We start from the raw sequence: 18,385 nt of genomic DNA on the forward strand, positions 1-18,385 counted from the left end.
GGGCCCTTCAGCGGTGTACATGTTCGATAGGTCGGATTCAGCTTCGGGAGATCGGGTAGTGGGGCGGTATGAGGTCATCGCAGGCGAATCCGGCGCCCACTGCACGCGAACGCATCCTCGACACCTCGTTCGAGTTGTTCGCCCAACGGGGGATCCGTGATGTCGGCGTCGATGAGCTCATCGAGAAATCTGGCGTGGCGAAGGCGACCTTCTACAAGCACTTCCGCACCAAGGACGAGCTCGCGCTCGCATACCTCCAACGGTGGTACGAGGAGCGGAGCGCAGCGATCGACGCCGCCGTCAAGCGCCACGAGGACAGTGAAACTCCGGCCCTCCTCGCCGTGTTCGACGTCTTCGACGAGTGGTTCCGCCAAGGCACGGCCGAGGTGAGCTCGTTCCTGCACGTCATGATGGAGATGGGACCAAACCATCCGCTCGGCCGGGCGAGCATGGATTACCTCGCCCGGACCCGAGCTCAGCTGGCCGATCTGGCCCGGGCCGCCGACCTGGACGATCCGGAGAGCTTCGCTTGGTCGGTCCATATCCTGCTGAAGGGGTCGATTGTGGCCGCAGCCGAGGGCGATCCGCATGCGGCAGAGCGCGCCCGCCGGATGGCCACACTCCTCATCGAAGACGGCCGCGACGGCCAGAGGTGACCTGTCTCGGGTACAGATAATCGGCGGCTGGGTCGTTTCGGGTACAGATAATCGGCGGCTGGGTCGTTTCGGGTACAGATAATCGGCGGCTGGGTTGTGTGACTCTCAGGACGTTGTGGGCACTTCGGTTTCTGGGCTCGGGCGGCGGAGGCCGCTGCGAGGGACGAAGCTGGTGGGTTCGCGGCGACCGGAGTGCGTGCCCATGCCTGGGCCGGGGGCAGCCCGAGGCTTCCGTGCCTCTGGTGGACGCGCTCGGTGTTGTAGTACCCGTCGAAGGCATCCACCATCACCGCGAGCTCGGCGATCTCGGCCGGGGTCTGGGACGGGCTGGTGCGCGGGCGGCTCGAGCCGACCTCCGTCGCGGCCAGGCTGCCCTCTGCCAGCGCCTTGGCCCGGACTCTGTAGAACCACGCCCGCGAGACCCCGTGCCGGCGGCAGAACTCGGCCACCGCCCCACGGGGTGCGTTCTCCGGCCACGTGGCGACCTTCAGTCGGACCCGCAGATCAGGTTTGCGAACACTCATGCACCCGATCAGACGGCTCGTAAGTGTCTACAACGTCCTGAGACACACCGTCTACGAGGTCCCGAGACAGAAGAGTCAATTAGAGGTCCCGTCCCGAGACTTCACACCGCGGCTGGGTTGTCTCGGGTACAGATCATCTGTACCCGAAACGGATTTAAACCGGGATATCTGTACCCGAAACGGGTTTAAGCCGGGATATCTGTACCCGAAACGCCCATGAGTCAGGGCGTGGACTCCCGCAGCACGAGCTGCATCGGGAGGACTTCAGTTAGGGGCAGACGCGGCTCCCGGCGGAGACCTGCAGATAGGGCCGTCTGGCGGTCCCCGTTGCGGGGTAATAAGCGTCTGGTAGGGCTACGACGCCGAAGTTCCGCGTCCGATGCGCCCGTTGCGGCGGCCACGGGCGCATGATGGTTCCGACGTTGACAAATACACAGGCCCGGGCGCGAGCTGGAGGTTCGATGGCGATCCGCAGGTACCACCCGCGGTGGCATTCGTGGGTGGGGTTCGGTCTCGTGGCGGCCGGCGTGGCGCTCGGCTTCGCCCTTCCGCTGGGCCGCGGCTGCGGTTCGGCCTTCCTCACGCTCTACGGCCCTGTGGCGGCGGGCCAGGTGAGCCCGCCGGCCTCTGACGTGGCGGCTGCGTGCCACTCCGTGGCGCTGGACACTTCCCGTCTCTTCGGCGGCATGATCGCGCTCGGCATCGCGTTCATTGTGCTTGGCGCGATCCTCCGGCTCTTCGGGACTCTGTTGAGCGGCCGGCGGGGCAGGGGCGGCGCCAAAGCCGAATGATCTGGCCGCGGGCAATCTGACTTCCCGGATTCGGGCGCGACGATTCGGGCACCGCCGAATGGTTAGGACTGTCGGCCCCCGGCCCTACAGTGAGTGGGTGAACGATCTCACCCTGCTTTCGGAACACCGCGGAGCGCGCTCATGACGCGCCGCAAGTGGGTCCTCTTCGCCGCGATGTGCCTCATCTGGGGCGTCCCGTACCTGCTCATCAGCGCGTCCGTCGCCGAGGTGAGTCCCGCGATGGTCGTGTTCTCACGCACGGCGATCGGCGCCGTCGTCCTTCTGCCGTTCGCGTGGCGCCAGTTGCGCGCGGTGTGGGCCCATCGCTGGCCCGTGCTCGCGTTCGCCCTCCTCGAGATGGTGGGCCCGTGGTTCCTGCTGAGCGACGCCGAGCGGCACTTGTCGAGCTCGCTCGCAGGCCTCCTCATCGCCTTCGCGCCGGTGCTCGCGCTCGTCGTGGCACGCGTCATCGGGCTCGAGCGCCGCATCGGCCGTCTCCGCGTGCTCGGCCTCGTCGTCGCCGTGGGCGGCGTGGCCGCCCTGGGTGGCGGCGGCATGGAGGCCTCCGGCGCGTGGCCCGTGATCGAGATGCTCCTCGTGGCCGTCGGCTATGCGATCGCGCCGCAGGTCGCCGCCGTCAAGCTGCGGGAGGTGCCGGCCCTGCCGATGACGGCGGTGTGCCTCACCATTGCGGCCCTCATCTCGGCACCGTTCGCGGCCGCGACGTGGCCTACCACGACACCCTCCGCCACGGCGCTGGGATCGCTCGTCCTCCTCGGCCTCCTGTGCACGGCACTCGCGTTCCTGCTGTTCTTCCGGCTCATCGCGGAGGCGGGTCCCGCCCGGGCCACCGCCATCGCGTACGTGAACCCCGTCGTCGCCCTCGCGCTCGGCGTGAGCCTCCGCGGCGATCCGCTCACTCCGCTCATCGTCGCGGGTGCGATCCTAGTCCTCGCCGGCACGTTCCTCGCGACGCGTCGCACGCGGAACGAGTCCCCGACGCCGAGTGCGCCCACGCCCGCGGAGCACGAGGGCGCTCCGGCGGCCTGACTGTTTCCCGGGACGCCGCGGTTCCCGGGACGCCGCGTTTACTACGCGGCGGTTACGGCGCCGTGGTTAAGACACCGCCGTTAAGAGGCGTCCTCGACGACGCAGAAGCCGCCGAGCTCGGCCGCGAGGTCTAGCGCGATCGCGACCCCGGGATCGCCCGGCGCTCCCCATGGCGCCCACGCCTCGATCCACCACACGGGAACGCCTACGCGACCCACTGCGCTCGGCACGAGCCGCTCGATCTCCGAGGCGTTCTCCATCCACTCGGGCCGGCCGATGCTGAGCACAGCGTTGCCGTCGTCGTCGCACACTTCGGTGACGGCGCCGTCGTCGATGGTCCGCACGCGGAGCTCGCCGTTGACGCGGTTCCCCGCATGCACGAGCGCTGCGATGTCCGGCTCGTTGTTCGTCAGGATGAGAATGTCACGGGGCATGGACGGCTCCTCTCGTCGAGGTGAAGTTCGCGACTTGGACGATGCGCGGCGGCGCCCCACGGCGGACCAGCCGCCCGCGCCCTGGCGGGAACTGCTCGGCGTAGACGCGGGGGAAGATCTGCCCCTCCGACCGCTCGCCGCTCATCACGAACCCGGTCCCGCCACTGTCCCGGAGCGACTGCAGCGAGAGGTCGTAGAGCGCGCGCGAGGCGCCGCCCACCGGGCGCGTCACCACGACGTTGAGGCCGAGGTCGCGGGCCGACGGCAGGTACGGCAGGAGCGGGCTGAGGGGCTCGGTCCCGGACGAGGCAAGGATGTCGAAGTCGTCCACGAGGACCACGATGCGGGGGCGCGAGCCCTCGTTCGTCGCGGCACTGCGCTTCTCAAGCTCGACGGCGATGGCCTCGGCAAGGCCGCGGGCGTCGCGCCCGTTCGTCGCGTGGCCGCCGAGGTAGTCCTCGGGGATTTCCGATGCGGTTCCGCCGCGGACGTCCATGACGGCGATCGCGAGCTCGTCGGGGCTCGACCGGTCGATGAGGCCCGCCGCGATGCCGCGCAGGAGGGTCGTCTTGCCGGAGCCGGCGTCGCCGAACACGATGAGGTGCTGATCGAGCAGCGGGTCGAACGCGACGTACTCCATCGTGTCCTGCCTGAGCCCGAACGGGACCCGCTCGGGCACCTGGAGGGGGTCGGGCAGTTCGGCGGGCTCGAACGATTCGGGCAGGAGCCGGATCGGCGCGGCAGCGGGGCCGGACCAGTCGGCCGTGAGCCGCGCCGCGAGTGCCTCGAGCTCGTCGCCGAGCTGGGCGTCGTCGACGTCGTCCAGCACTGGGAGCGCGACCTGGCCGTAGAGCGACGCGCCCGTGAGGACGCGGCCGGGCTCGGCGCCGAGCAGCACGGCCGCGGCCGCGCGGCTCACGTTTGAATCCGCGGGATCGTTGAGCCGCAGCTCGAAGCGCTGGCCGATGAGCGGTTGGCTCGCCATGCGGAGCTCGTTCCAGCGGGTGAGGGCCACAATCACGTGGATCCCGAAGCTCCCGCCGCGCTGCACGAGCTCCGTGAACGGGTCCTCGAGCTCCTCGAATTCCGTGCGGATCGCGCCGAAGCCGTCCACGAGCAGCACGACGTCGGGAGAGACCAGCTCGGGGACCTCGCCGGCCGCGTGCCGCGCGCGGAGCATCGCGACCGAATCGATGTCGTGGTCGCGGAACACCGTTTCGCGGTGCCGGCTCATCGCCTGGAGCTCCTCGATGAGCCGGAGGAGCTTCGTGCGGTCGGAGCGCGTGGCCACGCCGCCCACGTGCGGGAAGCCCTCGATCCTCGAGAGCCCGCCGCCCGCGAGGTCCATGCCGTAGACGCTCACCTCGCGTGGCGTGTGGGTGAGCGCGAGCGAGGCCGCGATGGTCCGCAGGACGGTCGTGCGGCCGGAGCCTGGGGCGCCGATCACCGCGATGTGGCCGCCGCCGATCGTGAAGTCGAGAAGCCACGGTGCCTGGCGCTGGCGCGCGGGGTCGTCGAGGAGTCCGATCGGCGTCCGCAACCCGGCCTCCGCCCCGGCGGTTCCCGCGTCGACGACGCTCCCGAGCGCCACGCGCGTGGGCAGCGGCGGGAGCCACACGGGTTCCGTCTGGCGGCCGGACGCCGCGAGGTGCCCCACCGCGACGTCGACGAGAGAGGGCCCGGTGTCCGGCCGGACGAGCCGCGCCTCAGGCTGCCGCCGCGTTTCCGAGCCGATCCCGTCCGAGCCTGCCTCCGATCCGATGCCGTTGTGCACGGGAAGCACGAACACGTCCCGAGCGGCACCGTCGGCCGGGGCGGGCTCGGGCTCATCGAGAGGGCCCGAGACGTACCCGGCGCGGAACTCGCTGTAGATGCTCGTGTCGACCTTGAGGAAGCCGAAACCCGGCACAGCCGGCAGGTGGAACGCGTCCGGTGTGCCGAGGATCGTCTGGCTCTCGGCCTCGGAGAACGTGCGCAGGCCGATCCGATACGAGAGGTACGTGTCGAGGCCGCGCAGCTTGCCGCTTTCGATCCGCTGGCTCGAGAGCAGGAGGTGCACGCCGATCGAGCGGCCGATCCGTCCGATCGTCAGGAGCAGGTCCACGAAGTCGGGCTCCGCCGTGAGCAGCTCGCCGAATTCGTCGATGACGAGGAGCAGGTGCGGCATGGGCGGCAGCTCGGGCCGCGCCCGCCGCAGCTCGCGGTAATGCGTGATGCTCGGCGATGCGCCGGCGTCGCGGAGCAGCTTCTGCCGCCGGAGCACCTCGCCCGCGATGCTCTCCCGCGCGCGCCGCGTGAGCTGCGGATCGTCCTGGAGGTTGTCCATGAGGCCCGCGACGTGCCCGAGCCGCGCGAACGGTGCAAACGCCGCGCCGCCCTTGTAGTCCACGAGGATCATCGAGAGGTCGTCGGGGGAGTGCGAGGCCGCGAGCGCGAGCACGAGCGTGCGCAGGAGCTCGCTCTTGCCCGATCCGGTCGCGCCGATGCAGATCCCGTGTGGCCCCATGCCGAGCTGCGCCGACTCCTTGAGATCGAGGTGCAGGGGCATGCCGTGCCGATCCACGCCGATGGCCACACGCAGGAAATCGCGCGGCGCGCGGGCGCGCCAGGCTTCCTCGGGGTCGAGGGCGGACGGGTCCTCGAGACCCAGCAGCTCGGGCATGCTGATCGGCTCGCCCCCATCCGCGCGCTCCGCGGCGTCGAGCGAGAGGCGCAGCGGCGCGAGGAGGCGGGCGACGGCGGTGAGCAGCGGCGCGGATACGGCATCGATGCTTCCGCGCAGCTCGGCGACGGGCCCAGCGTCGGCCGTGCCCCGCGCGTCGTCCGGCTGGCGAGCGTCTCCCAGCCCCCGCGCGTCGCCCGCGATCCTCGCATCCGTCACGGTGAGCTCGCCGCCGGACACCGTCACACGGAGTGATACCTCGGACGGCTCGTCGAGCCTGTCCTCGACGAGGTGCACGAGCGTGATGCCGAGTTCACCGAGATCGCCCCGGCCCTCGAGGAACGGGAACGACTGCGCGAGCCCGCCGTGTTCGTCGAGGAAGACGACGAGGCGCGGCTGCTCGGCCCGGCCCGCCGAGACCATGGAGCGGCGGCGCTGCTCCGCCGCGGCCACCCGCTCGGAGAGCTCGTCCGCGAGGATCTGCGCGAGCGTCGCGAGGTCGGGGGCCACGCGGCGCGCCCTGACAGGCCCGTCGAACGTGCGGCTTATCACGAGGTGGGGAAGCAGGTCGAGGCCCGCCCAATCGGCGGCCCGGTCCGGGGCGAACACCGCGGCGAGCTGGACGTCGTCGGGCGCGTGGAGGGCCGCGAGCTGGGCCGCCATGGCCCGCGCGACGCCGAGCACCTCCTCGCGCTCGCCGACCACGGCGACGTCGCCCGCGCCGTCGAGCCGCACAGTCACCGGCATGCCGGGCACGGTCGCGGTCCTCGCGGCGAAGAGGCCGAGCTCCTCGGCCATGAGGGAATCGGACGGCTGGAGCGGGTTCGACGCCGCGGGCACGGCGAGCCGGAACCACGGAACATCCCCGAGCCCCACCCGCACGCGGAGGAACTCCACGTGGCTTCGGCGCCGCTCCCACACGCGGGAGGGGTCGCTGACCAGCAGCGGAAGCGCCGCGGGCGCGGGGTCCAGCACGAGCGCGTCGCGCCGCACGTCCTCGGACCGCTCCCGCATGGTGGAGCGCAGCTCCTCGAGGTAGTCGAGGTACCGCTCGCGCTGTGTCCGGCGCGTGCGGGCGGCCTGCGCCCGGTGCGTGAACGCGAGCCCGAGGCCGCTCACGATCGCGACCACGAAGACGAGCGCCGCCACGACCATGAACACCGGATTGGTGCCGCGCAGCACGATCATCATGACCACGGAGGAGACCGCGCCGAGCACGGGCAGGAGCGACTGCAGCGGGAGCCCGCCCGAGCTCCCCTCGGGGAGCTGCGGCGGCGGGGAAAGCTCCTCCGGCTCTGGCGGGACCAGCGGCTCGGTGATGCGGCCCGGGCGGTGGATCACGGTGATCATGCGGGGGCCTCGGCCTTCTCCGCGGGGGCCACCGACGACGGCGGGAGCGACGCCTCGATGAGGGCGGCGGCCAGGCGGATGTGGGCTTCGCGGACGGCCTGGGCCGCCGGCCGCCCGGCCCCGGCTCCCGCCCCGGTCCCGTATCGCGAGTCGAACGGGACGAAGTGGATGGGCGCGAGTCCCCACGAGCCGGCGGCGCGGCTCGCCGCCGGACCCACGTCGTCGACGTCGACTGCCACGACAAGCGGGGCCCGCCCCGAGCGGGCGTGGATCGCCCCGACGTGCGCAAGCGCCTCCTCGAGCGCGAACCGGTCCGCGCGCGCCACGAGCGCGAGCGCGTGGGCGTCGTCGACGGCGGCGCTGAGGTCCACGGACGGGGCTCGCCGGCCCCAATCGCCCACGGCGACGTCGAAGAAGCGGGTGATCGGCTCAACAGCCGTTCGCCACTCGGCGGGTGAGGCCTGCCGCGCCGCCCCCGTCGGCTCGGGCGCGACGACGCGCAGCCCGATGGGCGAGGCGGGCAGGGCGCTCGTCGCCTCCCATGACGTCGCCGCCGCCGGTCGTCGCTCGGGCAGCGTCCTGCGGCGCGACGGGGCGGCCTCCTCCAGCGGTTGGGGCACGGCGTCCGCGCCCGTGAGGAGGGTCACCGCTCGGGAGGCCCCGCCGTCGACCGCCAACACCCGCCTCGGGCGGCGCTGGGCGAGGATCGTCGCGACGGACGCCGCCGTGGTGGACACGCCTACCCCTCCGCGCAGTCCCACGAAGTTGACCCGCCGACAGGTCGGGACGCCCCGCCGGATCGCGGCGTCGGCGTCGGCGAGCTCGCGGGTGCCCCGGACGATGCTGCCGAGGAGCGCGCGCCGCGCCGCCGTGGCGAGCTCGTTGGCCGCCAGCATCAGAACGTCCCCAAGAGGTGCTCGTACAGGTCGAAGCTCCCGAGCAAGAGCGGCAGCATCGCGACGACCGCCACGGCCTCGACCGCGTTCCCGAAGGCGCGGAGGCGCGCCCGCTGGTGCGGCGCGGGCCGCACCCCCACGAGCAGCGCGATGACGAGCGCGAGCCCGGAAAGTGCCGCCGCGCCCCATCCCTGAGCTGCGTGCGCGCCGATCCCCACGATCGCTGGGACGCCGGCGGCGCCCCAGAGGAGCACGCCTTGGGTCGCGCCGGGGAACGCGCGCGTGCGGAGCGCGCAGACGACGACGGCGGCCGCTCCGAGCGCGGCCGACCAACCGTCCGCGCCCGCGAGCAGGACGGTCGCGCAGGCCGCGAGCGTGAGCGCAATCGCGCCGACGGTCCAGTCGAGCGTTGCGTACGTCTCGCCGAGTGTGGCCCGGACGCGGGTCCTCGGCGCCGAGGTGCCGCGCGCCACGGCGTCGTCGAGGCCCGTGAGGCCGGACGCTGACATCGCCCAGGCGGGGAGCACGCCGCACGATACGGTCGCGAGGACTGCCACGACGCCGCACGTTCCGAGCAGCGGGGCGCCGATCGCCAGGAGGGCGGCGGCGATGAGTGCGTGTGCGCCCCCGACCGCCGCGGCCGTAAGGAGCGGCCGGTGGCGGAGGCCGATCCCGACGCCTACCCCGGCCGCAATCCATGCCCACAGCACCGCAAGGGCTACGGCGAGCGGCGCGGAGGGTGCCGCATGCGGCGAGAACAGGGCCGAAGCGGCCGCCCCCACGTCGGCCGAGAGGCCGAGCGCGGCTGCCGTGACGGCCAGCGCCGGCCAGCGCCACCTGCGGCCGAGCGCCGCCCCGAGCGCCGCGAGGACTGCAGCGGCTACGAGAGGCACCGCGACCGCGGCCGCTGGCGGGAGCCGCAGCTCTCCGAGCAGCAGGCCTGCCGCGAGGGTCGCGCCGGCGATGCCGGCCATGCCGACGCCCTGCCGCGCCACCGCGTTCCACGGCCTGGCGGAGGTCGCGAACTCGTCCGCGACGGCGTCGGTGACATCGGAGACCTCGGGTGGCGGCGGCGCGTCCGCGCGGCGAAGCAGGCGCAGCACCTCTCCGTCGAGCACGGACTGGGCCCGTGAGTCCGCTGCGAGGTCGATCTCCTGGCCAGTAGCGCGCACGAGCGCGGGCGCTCGGCTTGCGTCCGGCTCCTCGCCGAGGAGGTCGAGGAAGCGGGGCACGAGGCCCGCGAACGGCTCGTCCGAGGCCACGACGATCTCAGCTCGGCGGCGCTCGCCGACCACTGTCACTCGGGTGAAGTCCGTCATGGCGCCCCCTTGGTCGAGTGCGGTGCGGGATTGGATGGTGCCGGGCTCTGCGGGGCCGGGCTCTGCGGGGCCACGCTGGGAGGTCCTGTCGACGCGGTCGTGCCGGCCGCCGTCGTGCGTTGCGGCGGCGCGCTGCTCTGCGCCGTGTCGGTGCTCTGGGGCACCGAGGTGCCAAGCATGCCCGTGCCGTGGGCCGTGGCGGCCGTGACGAACGAGAAGCCCAGGCAGCCCACGCCGACGACGGCGGCGAGGATGATCCCGCCGATGAAGCGCCGCACGTTGTCGGTCACCTGACGGCGGTCGTCGAGCCTGCCGAACAGGAGGGCCTGCCTGAGCCGTTTCCGATGGGTGCCCACGCTCTCCAGGAGCAGCGCGTCATTGTTGCGTGGCACGCTCGACCTCCTCGACCTGCGCCCGGGTGGCCCCCGTGGCGGCGCGGATACGGTCGATCCCGATGTCCTCGACGATCGCCGCGAGCCGCTCGACGCCGCGTCCGTCGTGGTCCGGGTCGAGGGGGAACACGAGCGCGGGGATGCGCGGTCGCCCCGCGATCTGCGCCCGGTGGCGGCGCCGCATCTCCTCTGGATCGAGGCCCAGCTCCCTGACTCCGGGCGCGCCGATGAGCATCGCGAGCGGTGCGGGCGGCGCCTCGAGGACGGGTGGATGTGTGAGGTTGGCGCTCCCGGGCCGCGCGAGCACGAGGCCGAATAGCGGGAGCTGGCGCGCGGCGAGCGTGGCGAGGACCTCGGGCACGAGCCGGACCCGATCGGAAGTGTGCGGATCACCCAGAAGTCCAGCGCCGACCAGTCCGGTGACGAGCTCCTCGACGCCATGATGCGTGCGCTGAACCGTGAGCGTCGCAGAGACGGGAACCTCGCGGGTCCCGCTTACCACGATCCGGCTCGGCTCCGGCATGCGCGACCGGGCGAAGTCGGTCAGCGCGTGGCGGTCCCACGGCTGGCCGGCGGGTTCGTGCGTTCCCCAGCCAGACGGGGTCTCGTGCCCGAGCGCGGCGGTGAACAGCTCGATCCCGCCGCCGAGCAGGGTCTCCTCGGCGGCGCGGTGCCGGATCGAGAGCGAGACCACAAGCTGCATCGCCTCGGGAGGTCTGGGCTGGAGGAATGCGAGCGCGATCTCGTCGACGCTCTGCGGCGGCGGGACGTGGATCGCGTCCTGGAAGCGCTCGAGCCGGCGCCCATTGCGTCCGTCGCGCAGCACGCCGTCGCCGCCGCGCACCACCCACTTTCCACCGAATTCTTCGAGCAGGTCGCGCATCGGCTCGGTCAGGGAGGAGAGCCCGTCGGTCACGAGGATCGACCGGCCACCCGCCGCCGCAACCTTGCGGAGCAAGTCGAGGCGGCCGAAGTTGAGCGAGACGATGGGCAGTCGCGACTCGGTGCGGACCGATCCCTCGCCCTCGCTGTCGGCGAGCGGGTGTTTGACGGAGATCGTTTCGCGTTCGAGGGCCGCTTGGTCTTCGCTGTCGGTCATGCGCCGTCCTTGCCGATCGAGTCGAGTCGGAACGAGTGGTCGCCCATGCGCACGGTCGTGCCGACCGCTAGCCGGACGTCCGTCTGGGGGGTCAGGGCCACGGGGCGCTGGCCGGGGGCCTCAATCACGGTCCCGTTGGCCGAGTTGAGGTCCCGGGCGTAGACGGCGCCGTCACGCCGCTCGAGCCACAGGTGGGTCTGGGACAGGGTGCGGGAGAGGTCCGGCACCGCGATCGAGGTCACGCCTGGCTGGCGCGCGGGGTTCCGCCCGATCGCGCACGCGTCGATGAACCAGTGGGCGGAGTTCGCGGCGCTGAACGAGATGACGACCGCTTGGGGCGGCGCGTCCGTGAGCGCCGCACGAGGTGTCGCTCCCTCGCCAGGCGCGGCTGAGGCGGGGTCCGTCCAAGCGGGCGCGGTGAGCGGGCGGGCGTCTGCAGCGAACGACGGCGAGAGCGGGTCGCGTCCTCGGCTCAGGTCAGCGTTCACTCGCCCGGTGGCGCGCTGCCAGGGGCCAGGCTCGCCGGGGAACATCGCCTTCGGCGGACGCTTCGCGGGCCGGGCAACCCGCGTGATCGCCGTCGCCCAAGGGACAGGGAGTCCTGTTATCGCGTCGACTGTCCGGGTCTTGGTGAGCAGACCGCCGAGCGAGCGGCCCCGCCGGGCCTGCACCGCCCCGTGGGCGATAGCCGCGGCGGCCAGGCCGAGTGCGGCACCCACGAGCGCCGCGAACCAAGGAAAGCCGGTCCGGATCCCCGTCGGTGCCGACGCCGCCGCGAGCGCAGCCACCGCGGAGGCCGCGACGAGAGTCACCAGCGTGTCGATCGCCCGCGCAGCGGTGGTGCGCCACGCGGAAGCGAGATGAACTCTTGCGAACGGCGAGGTGACGTCGCGCTGGTGGCCTGGCGTCGCCGTCGTCAGCGGGGCACCGCAGGTGGAGCAGTTGGGCTGCGCCGATGAGACTTCGCTGCTGCAGTTTCCGCAGGTGGGCGAAGGAATGGGCGCGGCGGCCAATGGTGACACGGTCTACCTCCCCTCCGGTGACCATTATGACCGTCCAGTTGTCGGGCCACAGTCCCAGTGTCACGCGTTGTACAGGTATTTTGTCATTTCGACGGATTTAGTTACTCTGGTGGGGCTTACGGCTCGTTCGGAGCGGACCACAGTTCACCGGCGGCATGGTGCCGCGGAAGAAGAGGAACCGAGGAACAGCATGAAGTTTGCCATGGGGGCGCAGACCCTCTCCACGCTGACCAAGCAGACGTCTTCGTCGTCGAGCGATCTGGGGGCTTTGGTCCGTCAGCTCGCCGCATCGGCCGAGCCGCTGCAGGGCAAGTTCAATGGGGCGGGGCGCGCAGCGTTCGACGCCTTCCACTCTCACACGGATGAGATCGCCACTGAGCTGAACCAGGCGCTGGCCTCAGTGCTGCGCGGCATCTCGGGGATGGATCATTCCTTCCAGACCGGCGATTCGGAGATGGCCGAGAGCACGCGTTCGCTCACGAGCAGCTCGAACTTCGACGCGGCGCGCTTCAGCGGCCGCGGCTGACGGATTCTACGGACCAGGATTCAGGACCAGGCGGGGAGTGAACATGGGAACGGGAGCAAACCAGGCCGATCGTCGTGACTTCGACACGGCCGCGTCGCAGAACGCGCAGGAGAACTTCAACCGGGTGGCTGCACAGCTCGAGGCGCTCATCACGCAGCGCGACGGTGATGTGAAGGCCGCGATGGCGGACTACCAGGCGGACGGCGTCTCCGAGGAGTATGCGGCCAAGGAGCGCCGCTGGAACGCGGTGGCCGGCGAGGTCCGCACCATCATCAGCACGCTGCGTTCGTCGCTGCAGCAGAACGACGAGACGGCGACCAGCACGATGAGCCGGGCGAAGAGCGCGGTCGACAACATCGGATAGCCCATGTCCGGGTGGAACGTAGACCCGGCAGGGGTCGAAAAGGTGCTCACCGACGTAGCGCACCAGGGCACGGTGATCTCGGACGCGTTGGGCGGTTCGGCGGACGGGCGAAGCCAGGGGATCGACAAGATCTCATCGGCGGCGGTCACGGCCGCGCAATCCCAGGTCATCGGGGACGCGATCGTGGCGTTCTTCGACCACGAGAAGCCCGTGTTGGCGGGCATCACCAACCGAATCAAGGCCTCGCTCATGGGGGCGTCGCAGGCCACGCAGGAGATCGTGGCCGGCGACGAGGCCATGGCGGCCAGTACCCAGGCAAAGGCAGTCTCGGCCGCGACGTCCGGGGACTTCTCCGGGCTCGGGGGTCGGTGACGTGGGCACTTTGGTCGATGCGGGGGCGATCCCGTATACGAGCGTCGATGTGGAGGCGATCCGTTCGGGTGCTTCGTCGCTGCAGTCTGCGGCGGGTGAGGTGCGCTCGGGTGGGGCCGCGGTGGTCTCGGCGTGGCGGCCGATCTCGGGGGTGTACCGGGGGCCGGGGGATGCGCAGCTGTTCGCGGCGATGGACCCGGTGGGTTCGTCTTCGACGGCGTTCGGGGACGATCTGGACAAGGTCGCCGGGGCGCTGCGTTCGTTCGCGGATCAGGTCGAGCCGATCGTGGCGAAGCTGAAGGCCCTGCACGCGGATGCGCTGGCCCTCGGGGGCAGGGTCGCCGCGTTCAAGCCGCACCAGACGTGGAGCTGGATGGCGCTGGGCGATGTCTCGGTGGACAGCTGGGACCAGGACGAGTCGCTCAACAATGAGAACAACAGGATCATCAACGGTGTGGCCGATCAGATGGTGGAGTATGAGGCGGCGGAGCGGGCGTGCGCGAACGCGATCCGCTCCATCGCGGGGTTGCCGCCGCTGCATGCTCTGACCGGGGCGAAGGACGATCCGCTGGGGTATGGGTACTCGGCGATCCCGGCGGGGACGAAGCTGCCGTGGGGCCAGTCCGCGGACCGGGAGGAGTCCTGCTCGGAGAAGACCGCCACGTTCGTGCCGAGCCTGTTCAAGGGCATTGTGGTCGACGGCGTGGGCGGGACGCTCGCGGGGCTGGGCCAGATGGTCGGGATCACGGTGCACGACTGGAACTTCTCGTGGTCGTGGGACACCGTCACCACCACGTGGGGTGCCATGGGCTCGCTCATTTCGTACAACCCGCAGACCGGTCAGTGGGGCGACTGGTCCGGGGCTGGGGACGCGTGGACCAATCTGTTCAAGGGCACGATCGCGTGGGACGAGTGGGCCAAGGACCCTGGAGCTGCAGCGGGGGCGACGATCTTCAACGTCGGCTCGCTCCTGATCCCGGTCGTCGGTGAGGTCGGCAAGGTCGGCGCGGTTGGCCGTGTGGGTGAGGCCGCGGGCGACGCCTCCAAGCTGTCCAAGCTTGCGGCGATCGGGGATCTGACGGACCCCGTCTCGCTCGTGGCCAAGGGTGTGCACCTTGCCCTGCCGAAGCTCTCGGACCTTGCCTCGGCCCTGGGCAGCAAGTTCGACGATCTCAAGGGTCTCGTCTCAGATCACATGCCGAACTTCAAGGACGGCACGTTCCACTTCGGGGGCGCCCACGCGGAACCCGAGATCCCGGCCGGGCGCCCCGAGCCCGCGGCGCCGCACGTCCACCAGCAGGTCGCAGAGCCGGTTTCGGCTGGGGGCGTGCACGGAGAGACGGTTCATGTCGGCGAAGGATCCGGTGCCCACTCTGGTGGCTCGGGGGGCCACGGCGGCGGCGAACTCGGCTCGGGCGGCGGGCGCGGCGCTGGCTCGGGCGGTGCGGACAGCCACGCTCCCCACCCCGGTGACACGCCCGGTGAGCCCGCTCGCGCCCCGGACCAACGGCCAGCCCTCCCGCAGGACTACCCGCGGCCAGCGGCCCATCACGAAGTGACGGTGACCGGTCGTGATGTGCCTGGGTCGCGCACGCCGTTCGCCCAGCGGACCGACCTCGAGCCGAACACCATGTACCACGTCGAGGGACGCGGCGACTTCTACACAGACGCGCACGGACATGTGACGTACGTGGAGACCACGTACGGCGGCAAGGGCAACCTCAACGCGGACCTCATGAAGCCGCAGCCCGATACGACGTACGTGGTGCATCCCGATGTGACGAACCCAGTTGACGGCGCGAGCCACGCGCACGTCTTCCACACGGACTCCGAAGGGCGCACCGATCTGGCCCACACGGATCGGCTCGCCCTCGGCGAGGCAGATCGGTCGGAATCCGTTCAATCGCGCGTCGGTGACGAGGGCGGCACGGGGTACGACGGCGGCCATCTCTTCGGCAACGACTACGGTGGCGGCGGGGAGTACGCCAACATGACCGCGATGCTTCGAGACCTTAACCGCGGCGCCGGGGACAGCTTCTACAACCTCGAGAACAGCTGGCGGACCATCCTCAGGGACGACCCGGCGGCTAGGATCGACGTCGACATCAGACCCCACTACGTTGGGGACAGCAAGGTGCCGGACAAGTTCTTCATCGATTACAGCGTCAATGACGGCGACATAGTGAGCAAGGAATTCAGTAATGTCTGATCACGGTCTCATCGAACAAAAGGAAGCTCAGGAGGCTGCCGGCCGGGAGCTGTTTCGGATGCTGCCCGATGGGGCTGAGAGCGTTGTCCTCCGGATGGGCGTTCTGGCAGTGGCGAAGAGCGGCTCTACCAAGGCGTACTTCCCGGATGGCAGTTCCAAGGGACTGAAGATGGGCGGGCGATTCGACACGGCGCTGTTGGATCGCATGCGCGAAACGATGTATCGAGACGATTCTGGCACCTGGTTTTCCTTCGAAATGACAGTGACGGCAAAAGGTGAGATGACTGTTCGTTTCAACTACGACGACGAACCGGACTTCGGTCCCGAGGGCCTTGACCCGGTGGCCTACGTGAATGACGCGAAGAAGTTCCCGCGAGACGAGGCCCATCAGCCCGAGTGGCTCAAGCAGCGTCTGGCTGAGGGGCGCGCACGCCTATCGGCTCGTGGCGAATGATGTCTGAGCAGGGCGATTTTGAATCACTCAGGGTTGCGCTGCTCGCCATGATTGAACGCGGAGACGAGCGCATCGAATATTGCGCAAGTCTCCTGGCTCCGGTGACGCACGAGCGGGTTCGCGCGTTCAACGCTTCAGGAACGCTAGAGGCGCCCGAAGGCAGGTTCAATTCAGTTGATTTTCCTTATGAGCTTTCGGTGGCGCTGCGGAAGCTGAGGGCAGCCTCGTACCGTGATGGAAAGGGCACGTGGTTCAGCGCGCGCATTGTCGCGACGCCGAATGGCGGGGCGACCGCGGAGTACAACTACGATGATGAGCCCGATTTCGGGCCCGAGGGCGTCGATCCGGTGGCCTATGTGAATGACGCGAAGAATTTCCCGCGAGACGAGAAGCACCAGCCGGAGTGGCTCAAGCAGCGTCTCGCTGAGGGACAGGATCGGATTTCGGGCCAGGGCTAACGCTCCGTCGGCTTCGCCGTCGCACCTTAATTGGGGGGGAATGAATGGGATCGTTGGTCGATGCGGGGGCGATCCCGTATACGAGCGTCGATGTGGAGGCGATCCGTTCGGGTGCTTCGTCGCTGCAGTCTGCGGCGGGCGAGGTGCGCTCGGGTGGGGCCGCGGTGGTCTCGGCGTGGCGGCCGATCTCGGGGGTGTACCGGGGGCCGGGGGATGCGCAGCTGTTCGCGGCGATGGACCCGGTGGGTTCGTCTTCGACGGCGTTCGGGGACGATCTGGACAAGGTCGCCGGGGTTGATCGATGAAGGGTGGCTTGACTAATGGGCCCGGATGTTTTTGAACCAGATGTTGCCGCATGGGTGGGTCGCGACGGATTGTCCGTGGACCGTGATGCAAGCTCCGGACGTGTAGTAGTCCAAGACTCGGGAGGGGAGATACGCTTCTTCCTTAATTCGCTGCCGGGCGGGTCGATCACGGTGACTAAATCCGAACGATCGGGAACTGAGCAATGGGAATGTGACTTGGCCTCGACCGATGCGCTGAATCACTACTTCGTGGAGCTGTGCGGAAACTCGGTCCGCTTGCGCGAGGGGCTCCCCGGGCGCCTAACATTTTCGATTCGGATGGCAGATATTGCCCCTCATGCGTCATTAAGAGTTGTTCCGGGCTTTGAAAATGAAGAATTGCGTCGTGAGGAATTGACGCTGAATGGGAGTGTGGTGGGGGTCTTCAAAGCGTGGGGTTCGGACTCTCATTGGGGCGTGAAGGCGTCACAGTATTGCTCGGTGTCGGTAAAAGTGCTAATGGATGCGTATCTTTCAGGGGATGGAGCCCCCTTCGGCCTTCGCTGATCGGAAACCAACAAAATAAGACTCGCCGAGAGCAAGGATTTCAGGGAAGGGTTGACGTATCTTCGTGAACGAGAAGTCGGGCTTCGAGGATGTTCTTTCCGACGCCCAGTCCGAGATGATAGCGGCTTCGTTGGAGTACGCAGGTGATGGAGTCAGTGACGTTTACGTGTACGCGTCCACGGAGAACGGGGCTATGTTCTTCGATCCGTTCTTCGTTGTGGGAGGGGAAGTCGTTGGAAGGGGGGAGTTATTGAATGCTGATACTTCAATCCCACGCCAGCGTTCTTTGGTGAAGTTTGGAAACGCCCAACTTTTGAGACTCTGGGAGGCGGGGGCTGAGTATGGCCGGCCGGTGCCAAGTCAGCTCAAGTTGCACTATGTCGTCGCGAGTGGATCTCTCGATGCCGAATATGAGTACGGTCCGCAGTATTCCAATCACCGAACTCTGGCAGTTCATGATATTTCTGGTCGCTGGCAGGACGAGATTCGAGGTGAAGCTGACGGCCGGGTATAGCTTCCGTTGCGCTGATGTGAAAGAGGCTCAGGATGCCGTCGGTCGCGCGCTTTTAGGCGTTCTGCCCCACGGCGCCGAAAGTGTTGTGCTCCGGATGGGCGTTCTGACAGTGGCGAAGAGCGGCTCTACCAAGGCGTACTTCCCGGATGGCAGTTCCAAGGGACTGAAGATGGGCGGGCGATTCGACACGGCGCTGTTGGATCGCATGCGCGAAACGATGTATCGAGACGATTCTGGCACCTGGTTTTCCTTCGAAATGACAGTGACGGCCACGGGTGGGATGACTGTTCGTTTCAACTACGACGACGAACCGGACTTCGGTCCCGAGGGCCTTGACCCGGTGGCCTACGTGAATGACGCGAAGAATTTTCCGCGAGACGAGGCCCATCAGCCCGAGTGGCTCAAGCAGCGCCTGGCCGAGGGCCCGGCTCGACTCACGTAA

Annotated in this window: 20 protein-coding genes; 13 read left to right on the forward strand and 7 right to left on the reverse strand. The window is 69.4% G+C overall.

What is annotated here, in order from left to right:
• The first annotated feature begins 68 nt into the window (after positions 1-68).
• From E6A26_RS06535 to E6A26_RS06545, 3 genes are all read left to right on the forward strand, one after another.
• On the forward strand, positions 69-656 hold the full coding sequence (locus tag E6A26_RS06535) for a TetR/AcrR family transcriptional regulator (protein ID WP_136610384.1): 588 nt from the start codon (positions 69-71) through the stop codon (positions 654-656).
• A gap of 985 nt (positions 657-1,641) precedes the next feature.
• Complete coding sequence (locus E6A26_RS06540) at positions 1,642-1,971, forward strand: hypothetical protein (protein ID WP_136610385.1); 330 nt, start codon at positions 1,642-1,644, stop codon at positions 1,969-1,971.
• Between the two features lie 141 nt (positions 1,972-2,112).
• Positions 2,113-3,021: a DMT family transporter gene (locus tag E6A26_RS06545; RefSeq protein ID WP_136610386.1), complete on the forward strand. Its 909-nt coding sequence runs from the start codon at positions 2,113-2,115 to the stop codon at positions 3,019-3,021.
• A gap of 80 nt (positions 3,022-3,101) precedes the next feature.
• On the opposite strand, the gene E6A26_RS17570 is transcribed toward E6A26_RS06545, so the two are convergent.
• From E6A26_RS17570 to E6A26_RS06580, 7 genes are read right to left on the reverse strand one after another with little or no spacing between them, the layout of a single operon-like run.
• Complete coding sequence (locus tag E6A26_RS17570) at positions 3,102-3,455, reverse strand: hypothetical protein (RefSeq protein WP_168928690.1); 354 nt, start codon at positions 3,453-3,455, stop codon at positions 3,102-3,104.
• Positions 3,445-7,467, reverse strand: a complete 4,023-nt coding sequence (gene eccCa / locus E6A26_RS06555; RefSeq protein ID WP_136610387.1) for a type VII secretion protein EccCa — start codon at positions 7,465-7,467, stop codon at positions 3,445-3,447. Before eccCa ends, E6A26_RS17570 begins: the two co-directional genes overlap by 11 nt.
• On the reverse strand, positions 7,464-8,363 hold the full coding sequence (locus E6A26_RS06560; protein ID WP_136610388.1) for a hypothetical protein: 900 nt from the start codon (positions 8,361-8,363) through the stop codon (positions 7,464-7,466). Before E6A26_RS06560 ends, eccCa begins: the two co-directional genes overlap by 4 nt.
• Positions 8,363-9,682: an EsaB/YukD family protein gene (locus E6A26_RS06565; RefSeq protein ID WP_136610389.1), complete on the reverse strand. Its 1,320-nt coding sequence runs from the start codon at positions 9,680-9,682 to the stop codon at positions 8,363-8,365. Before E6A26_RS06565 ends, E6A26_RS06560 begins: the two co-directional genes overlap by 1 nt.
• Positions 9,679-10,074: a hypothetical protein gene (locus tag E6A26_RS06570; RefSeq protein WP_136610390.1), complete on the reverse strand. Its 396-nt coding sequence runs from the start codon at positions 10,072-10,074 to the stop codon at positions 9,679-9,681. Before E6A26_RS06570 ends, E6A26_RS06565 begins: the two co-directional genes overlap by 4 nt.
• The gene (locus tag E6A26_RS06575; protein WP_136610391.1) at positions 10,058-11,173 is read right to left on the reverse strand and encodes a DUF6177 family protein; all 1,116 of its coding nucleotides are present in this window, start codon (positions 11,171-11,173) and stop codon (positions 10,058-10,060) included. Before E6A26_RS06575 ends, E6A26_RS06570 begins: the two co-directional genes overlap by 17 nt.
• A complete protein-coding gene (locus tag E6A26_RS06580) occupies positions 11,170-11,985 on the reverse strand; it encodes an FHA domain-containing protein (RefSeq protein ID WP_234865146.1) in 816 nt (271 codons plus the stop codon). Before E6A26_RS06580 ends, E6A26_RS06575 begins: the two co-directional genes overlap by 4 nt.
• Positions 11,986-12,106: 121 nt before the next feature.
• Between E6A26_RS06580 and E6A26_RS18090 the strand changes: the two genes are divergently transcribed.
• The 10 genes from E6A26_RS18090 to E6A26_RS06630 all read left to right on the forward strand — a co-directional run bounded on the left by E6A26_RS18090 (position 12,107) and on the right by E6A26_RS06630 (position 18,385).
• Positions 12,107-12,721, forward strand: coding sequence for a WXG100 family type VII secretion target (locus E6A26_RS18090; protein WP_327407439.1), 615 nt, complete (start codon positions 12,107-12,109; stop codon positions 12,719-12,721).
• A gap of 43 nt (positions 12,722-12,764) precedes the next feature.
• Complete coding sequence (locus E6A26_RS06590) at positions 12,765-13,085, forward strand: pore-forming ESAT-6 family protein (protein ID WP_136610394.1); 321 nt, start codon at positions 12,765-12,767, stop codon at positions 13,083-13,085.
• Between the two features lie 3 nt (positions 13,086-13,088).
• Positions 13,089-13,457 carry a DUF6507 family protein gene (locus tag E6A26_RS06595; RefSeq protein ID WP_136610395.1) on the forward strand — a complete coding sequence of 123 codons (369 nt, stop codon included), beginning with the start codon at positions 13,089-13,091 and terminating at the stop codon, positions 13,455-13,457.
• Between the two features lies 1 nt (position 13,458).
• Complete coding sequence (locus E6A26_RS06600; RefSeq protein WP_136610396.1) at positions 13,459-15,666, forward strand: DNA/RNA non-specific endonuclease; 2,208 nt, start codon at positions 13,459-13,461, stop codon at positions 15,664-15,666.
• Positions 15,659-16,120 (forward strand): immunity protein YezG family protein, encoded by a 462-nt coding sequence (locus E6A26_RS06605; protein ID WP_136610397.1) that lies wholly within the window; start codon positions 15,659-15,661, stop codon positions 16,118-16,120. The genes E6A26_RS06600 and E6A26_RS06605 overlap by 8 nt, the downstream gene beginning before the upstream one ends.
• Positions 16,117-16,578: a hypothetical protein gene (locus E6A26_RS06610; RefSeq protein WP_136610398.1), complete on the forward strand. Its 462-nt coding sequence runs from the start codon at positions 16,117-16,119 to the stop codon at positions 16,576-16,578. The genes E6A26_RS06605 and E6A26_RS06610 overlap by 4 nt, the downstream gene beginning before the upstream one ends.
• A 44-nt stretch (positions 16,579-16,622) precedes the next feature.
• Positions 16,623-16,883, forward strand: coding sequence for a hypothetical protein (locus tag E6A26_RS06615; RefSeq protein ID WP_136610399.1), 261 nt, complete (start codon positions 16,623-16,625; stop codon positions 16,881-16,883).
• Between the two features lie 15 nt (positions 16,884-16,898).
• The gene (locus E6A26_RS06620; protein WP_136610400.1) at positions 16,899-17,429 is read left to right on the forward strand and encodes an Imm61 family immunity protein; all 531 of its coding nucleotides are present in this window, start codon (positions 16,899-16,901) and stop codon (positions 17,427-17,429) included.
• 64 nt (positions 17,430-17,493) lie between these two features.
• Positions 17,494-17,943 carry a hypothetical protein gene (locus E6A26_RS06625; RefSeq protein ID WP_136610401.1) on the forward strand — a complete coding sequence of 150 codons (450 nt, stop codon included), beginning with the start codon at positions 17,494-17,496 and terminating at the stop codon, positions 17,941-17,943.
• Complete coding sequence (locus E6A26_RS06630) at positions 17,921-18,385, forward strand: antitoxin YezG family protein (RefSeq protein ID WP_136610402.1); 465 nt, start codon at positions 17,921-17,923, stop codon at positions 18,383-18,385. The genes E6A26_RS06625 and E6A26_RS06630 overlap by 23 nt, the downstream gene beginning before the upstream one ends.

The organism is Sinomonas albida, from assembly GCF_004919045.1.
GTDB classification, from domain to species: Bacteria; Actinomycetota; Actinomycetes; order Actinomycetales; family Micrococcaceae; genus Sinomonas; species Sinomonas albida.

Bases quoted from the DNA above. Each gene is read 5' to 3' on its own strand.
- E6A26_RS06535 (WP_136610384.1), top strand. From the start codon at position 69: ATGAGGTCATCGCAGGCGAATCCGGCGCCCACTGCACGCGAACGCATC.
- E6A26_RS06540 (WP_136610385.1), top strand. From the start codon at position 1,642: ATGGCGATCCGCAGGTACCACCCGCGGTGGCATTCGTGGGTGGGGTTC.
- E6A26_RS06545 (WP_136610386.1), top strand. From the start codon at position 2,113: ATGACGCGCCGCAAGTGGGTCCTCTTCGCCGCGATGTGCCTCATCTGG.
- E6A26_RS17570 (WP_168928690.1), bottom strand. From the start codon at position 3,455: ATGCCCCGTGACATTCTCATCCTGACGAACAACGAGCCGGACATCGCA.
- eccCa (WP_136610387.1), bottom strand. From the start codon at position 7,467: ATGATCACCGTGATCCACCGCCCGGGCCGCATCACCGAGCCGCTGGTC.
- E6A26_RS06560 (WP_136610388.1), bottom strand. From the start codon at position 8,363: ATGCTGGCGGCCAACGAGCTCGCCACGGCGGCGCGGCGCGCGCTCCTC.
- E6A26_RS06565 (WP_136610389.1), bottom strand. From the start codon at position 9,682: ATGACGGACTTCACCCGAGTGACAGTGGTCGGCGAGCGCCGCCGAGCT.
- E6A26_RS06575 (WP_136610391.1), bottom strand. From the start codon at position 11,173: ATGACCGACAGCGAAGACCAAGCGGCCCTCGAACGCGAAACGATCTCC.
- E6A26_RS06590 (WP_136610394.1), top strand. From the start codon at position 12,765: ATGGGAACGGGAGCAAACCAGGCCGATCGTCGTGACTTCGACACGGCC.
- E6A26_RS06595 (WP_136610395.1), top strand. From the start codon at position 13,089: ATGTCCGGGTGGAACGTAGACCCGGCAGGGGTCGAAAAGGTGCTCACC.
- E6A26_RS06605 (WP_136610397.1), top strand. From the start codon at position 15,659: ATGTCTGATCACGGTCTCATCGAACAAAAGGAAGCTCAGGAGGCTGCC.
- E6A26_RS06610 (WP_136610398.1), top strand. From the start codon at position 16,117: ATGATGTCTGAGCAGGGCGATTTTGAATCACTCAGGGTTGCGCTGCTC.
- E6A26_RS06615 (WP_136610399.1), top strand. From the start codon at position 16,623: ATGGGATCGTTGGTCGATGCGGGGGCGATCCCGTATACGAGCGTCGAT.
- E6A26_RS06620 (WP_136610400.1), top strand. From the start codon at position 16,899: ATGGGCCCGGATGTTTTTGAACCAGATGTTGCCGCATGGGTGGGTCGC.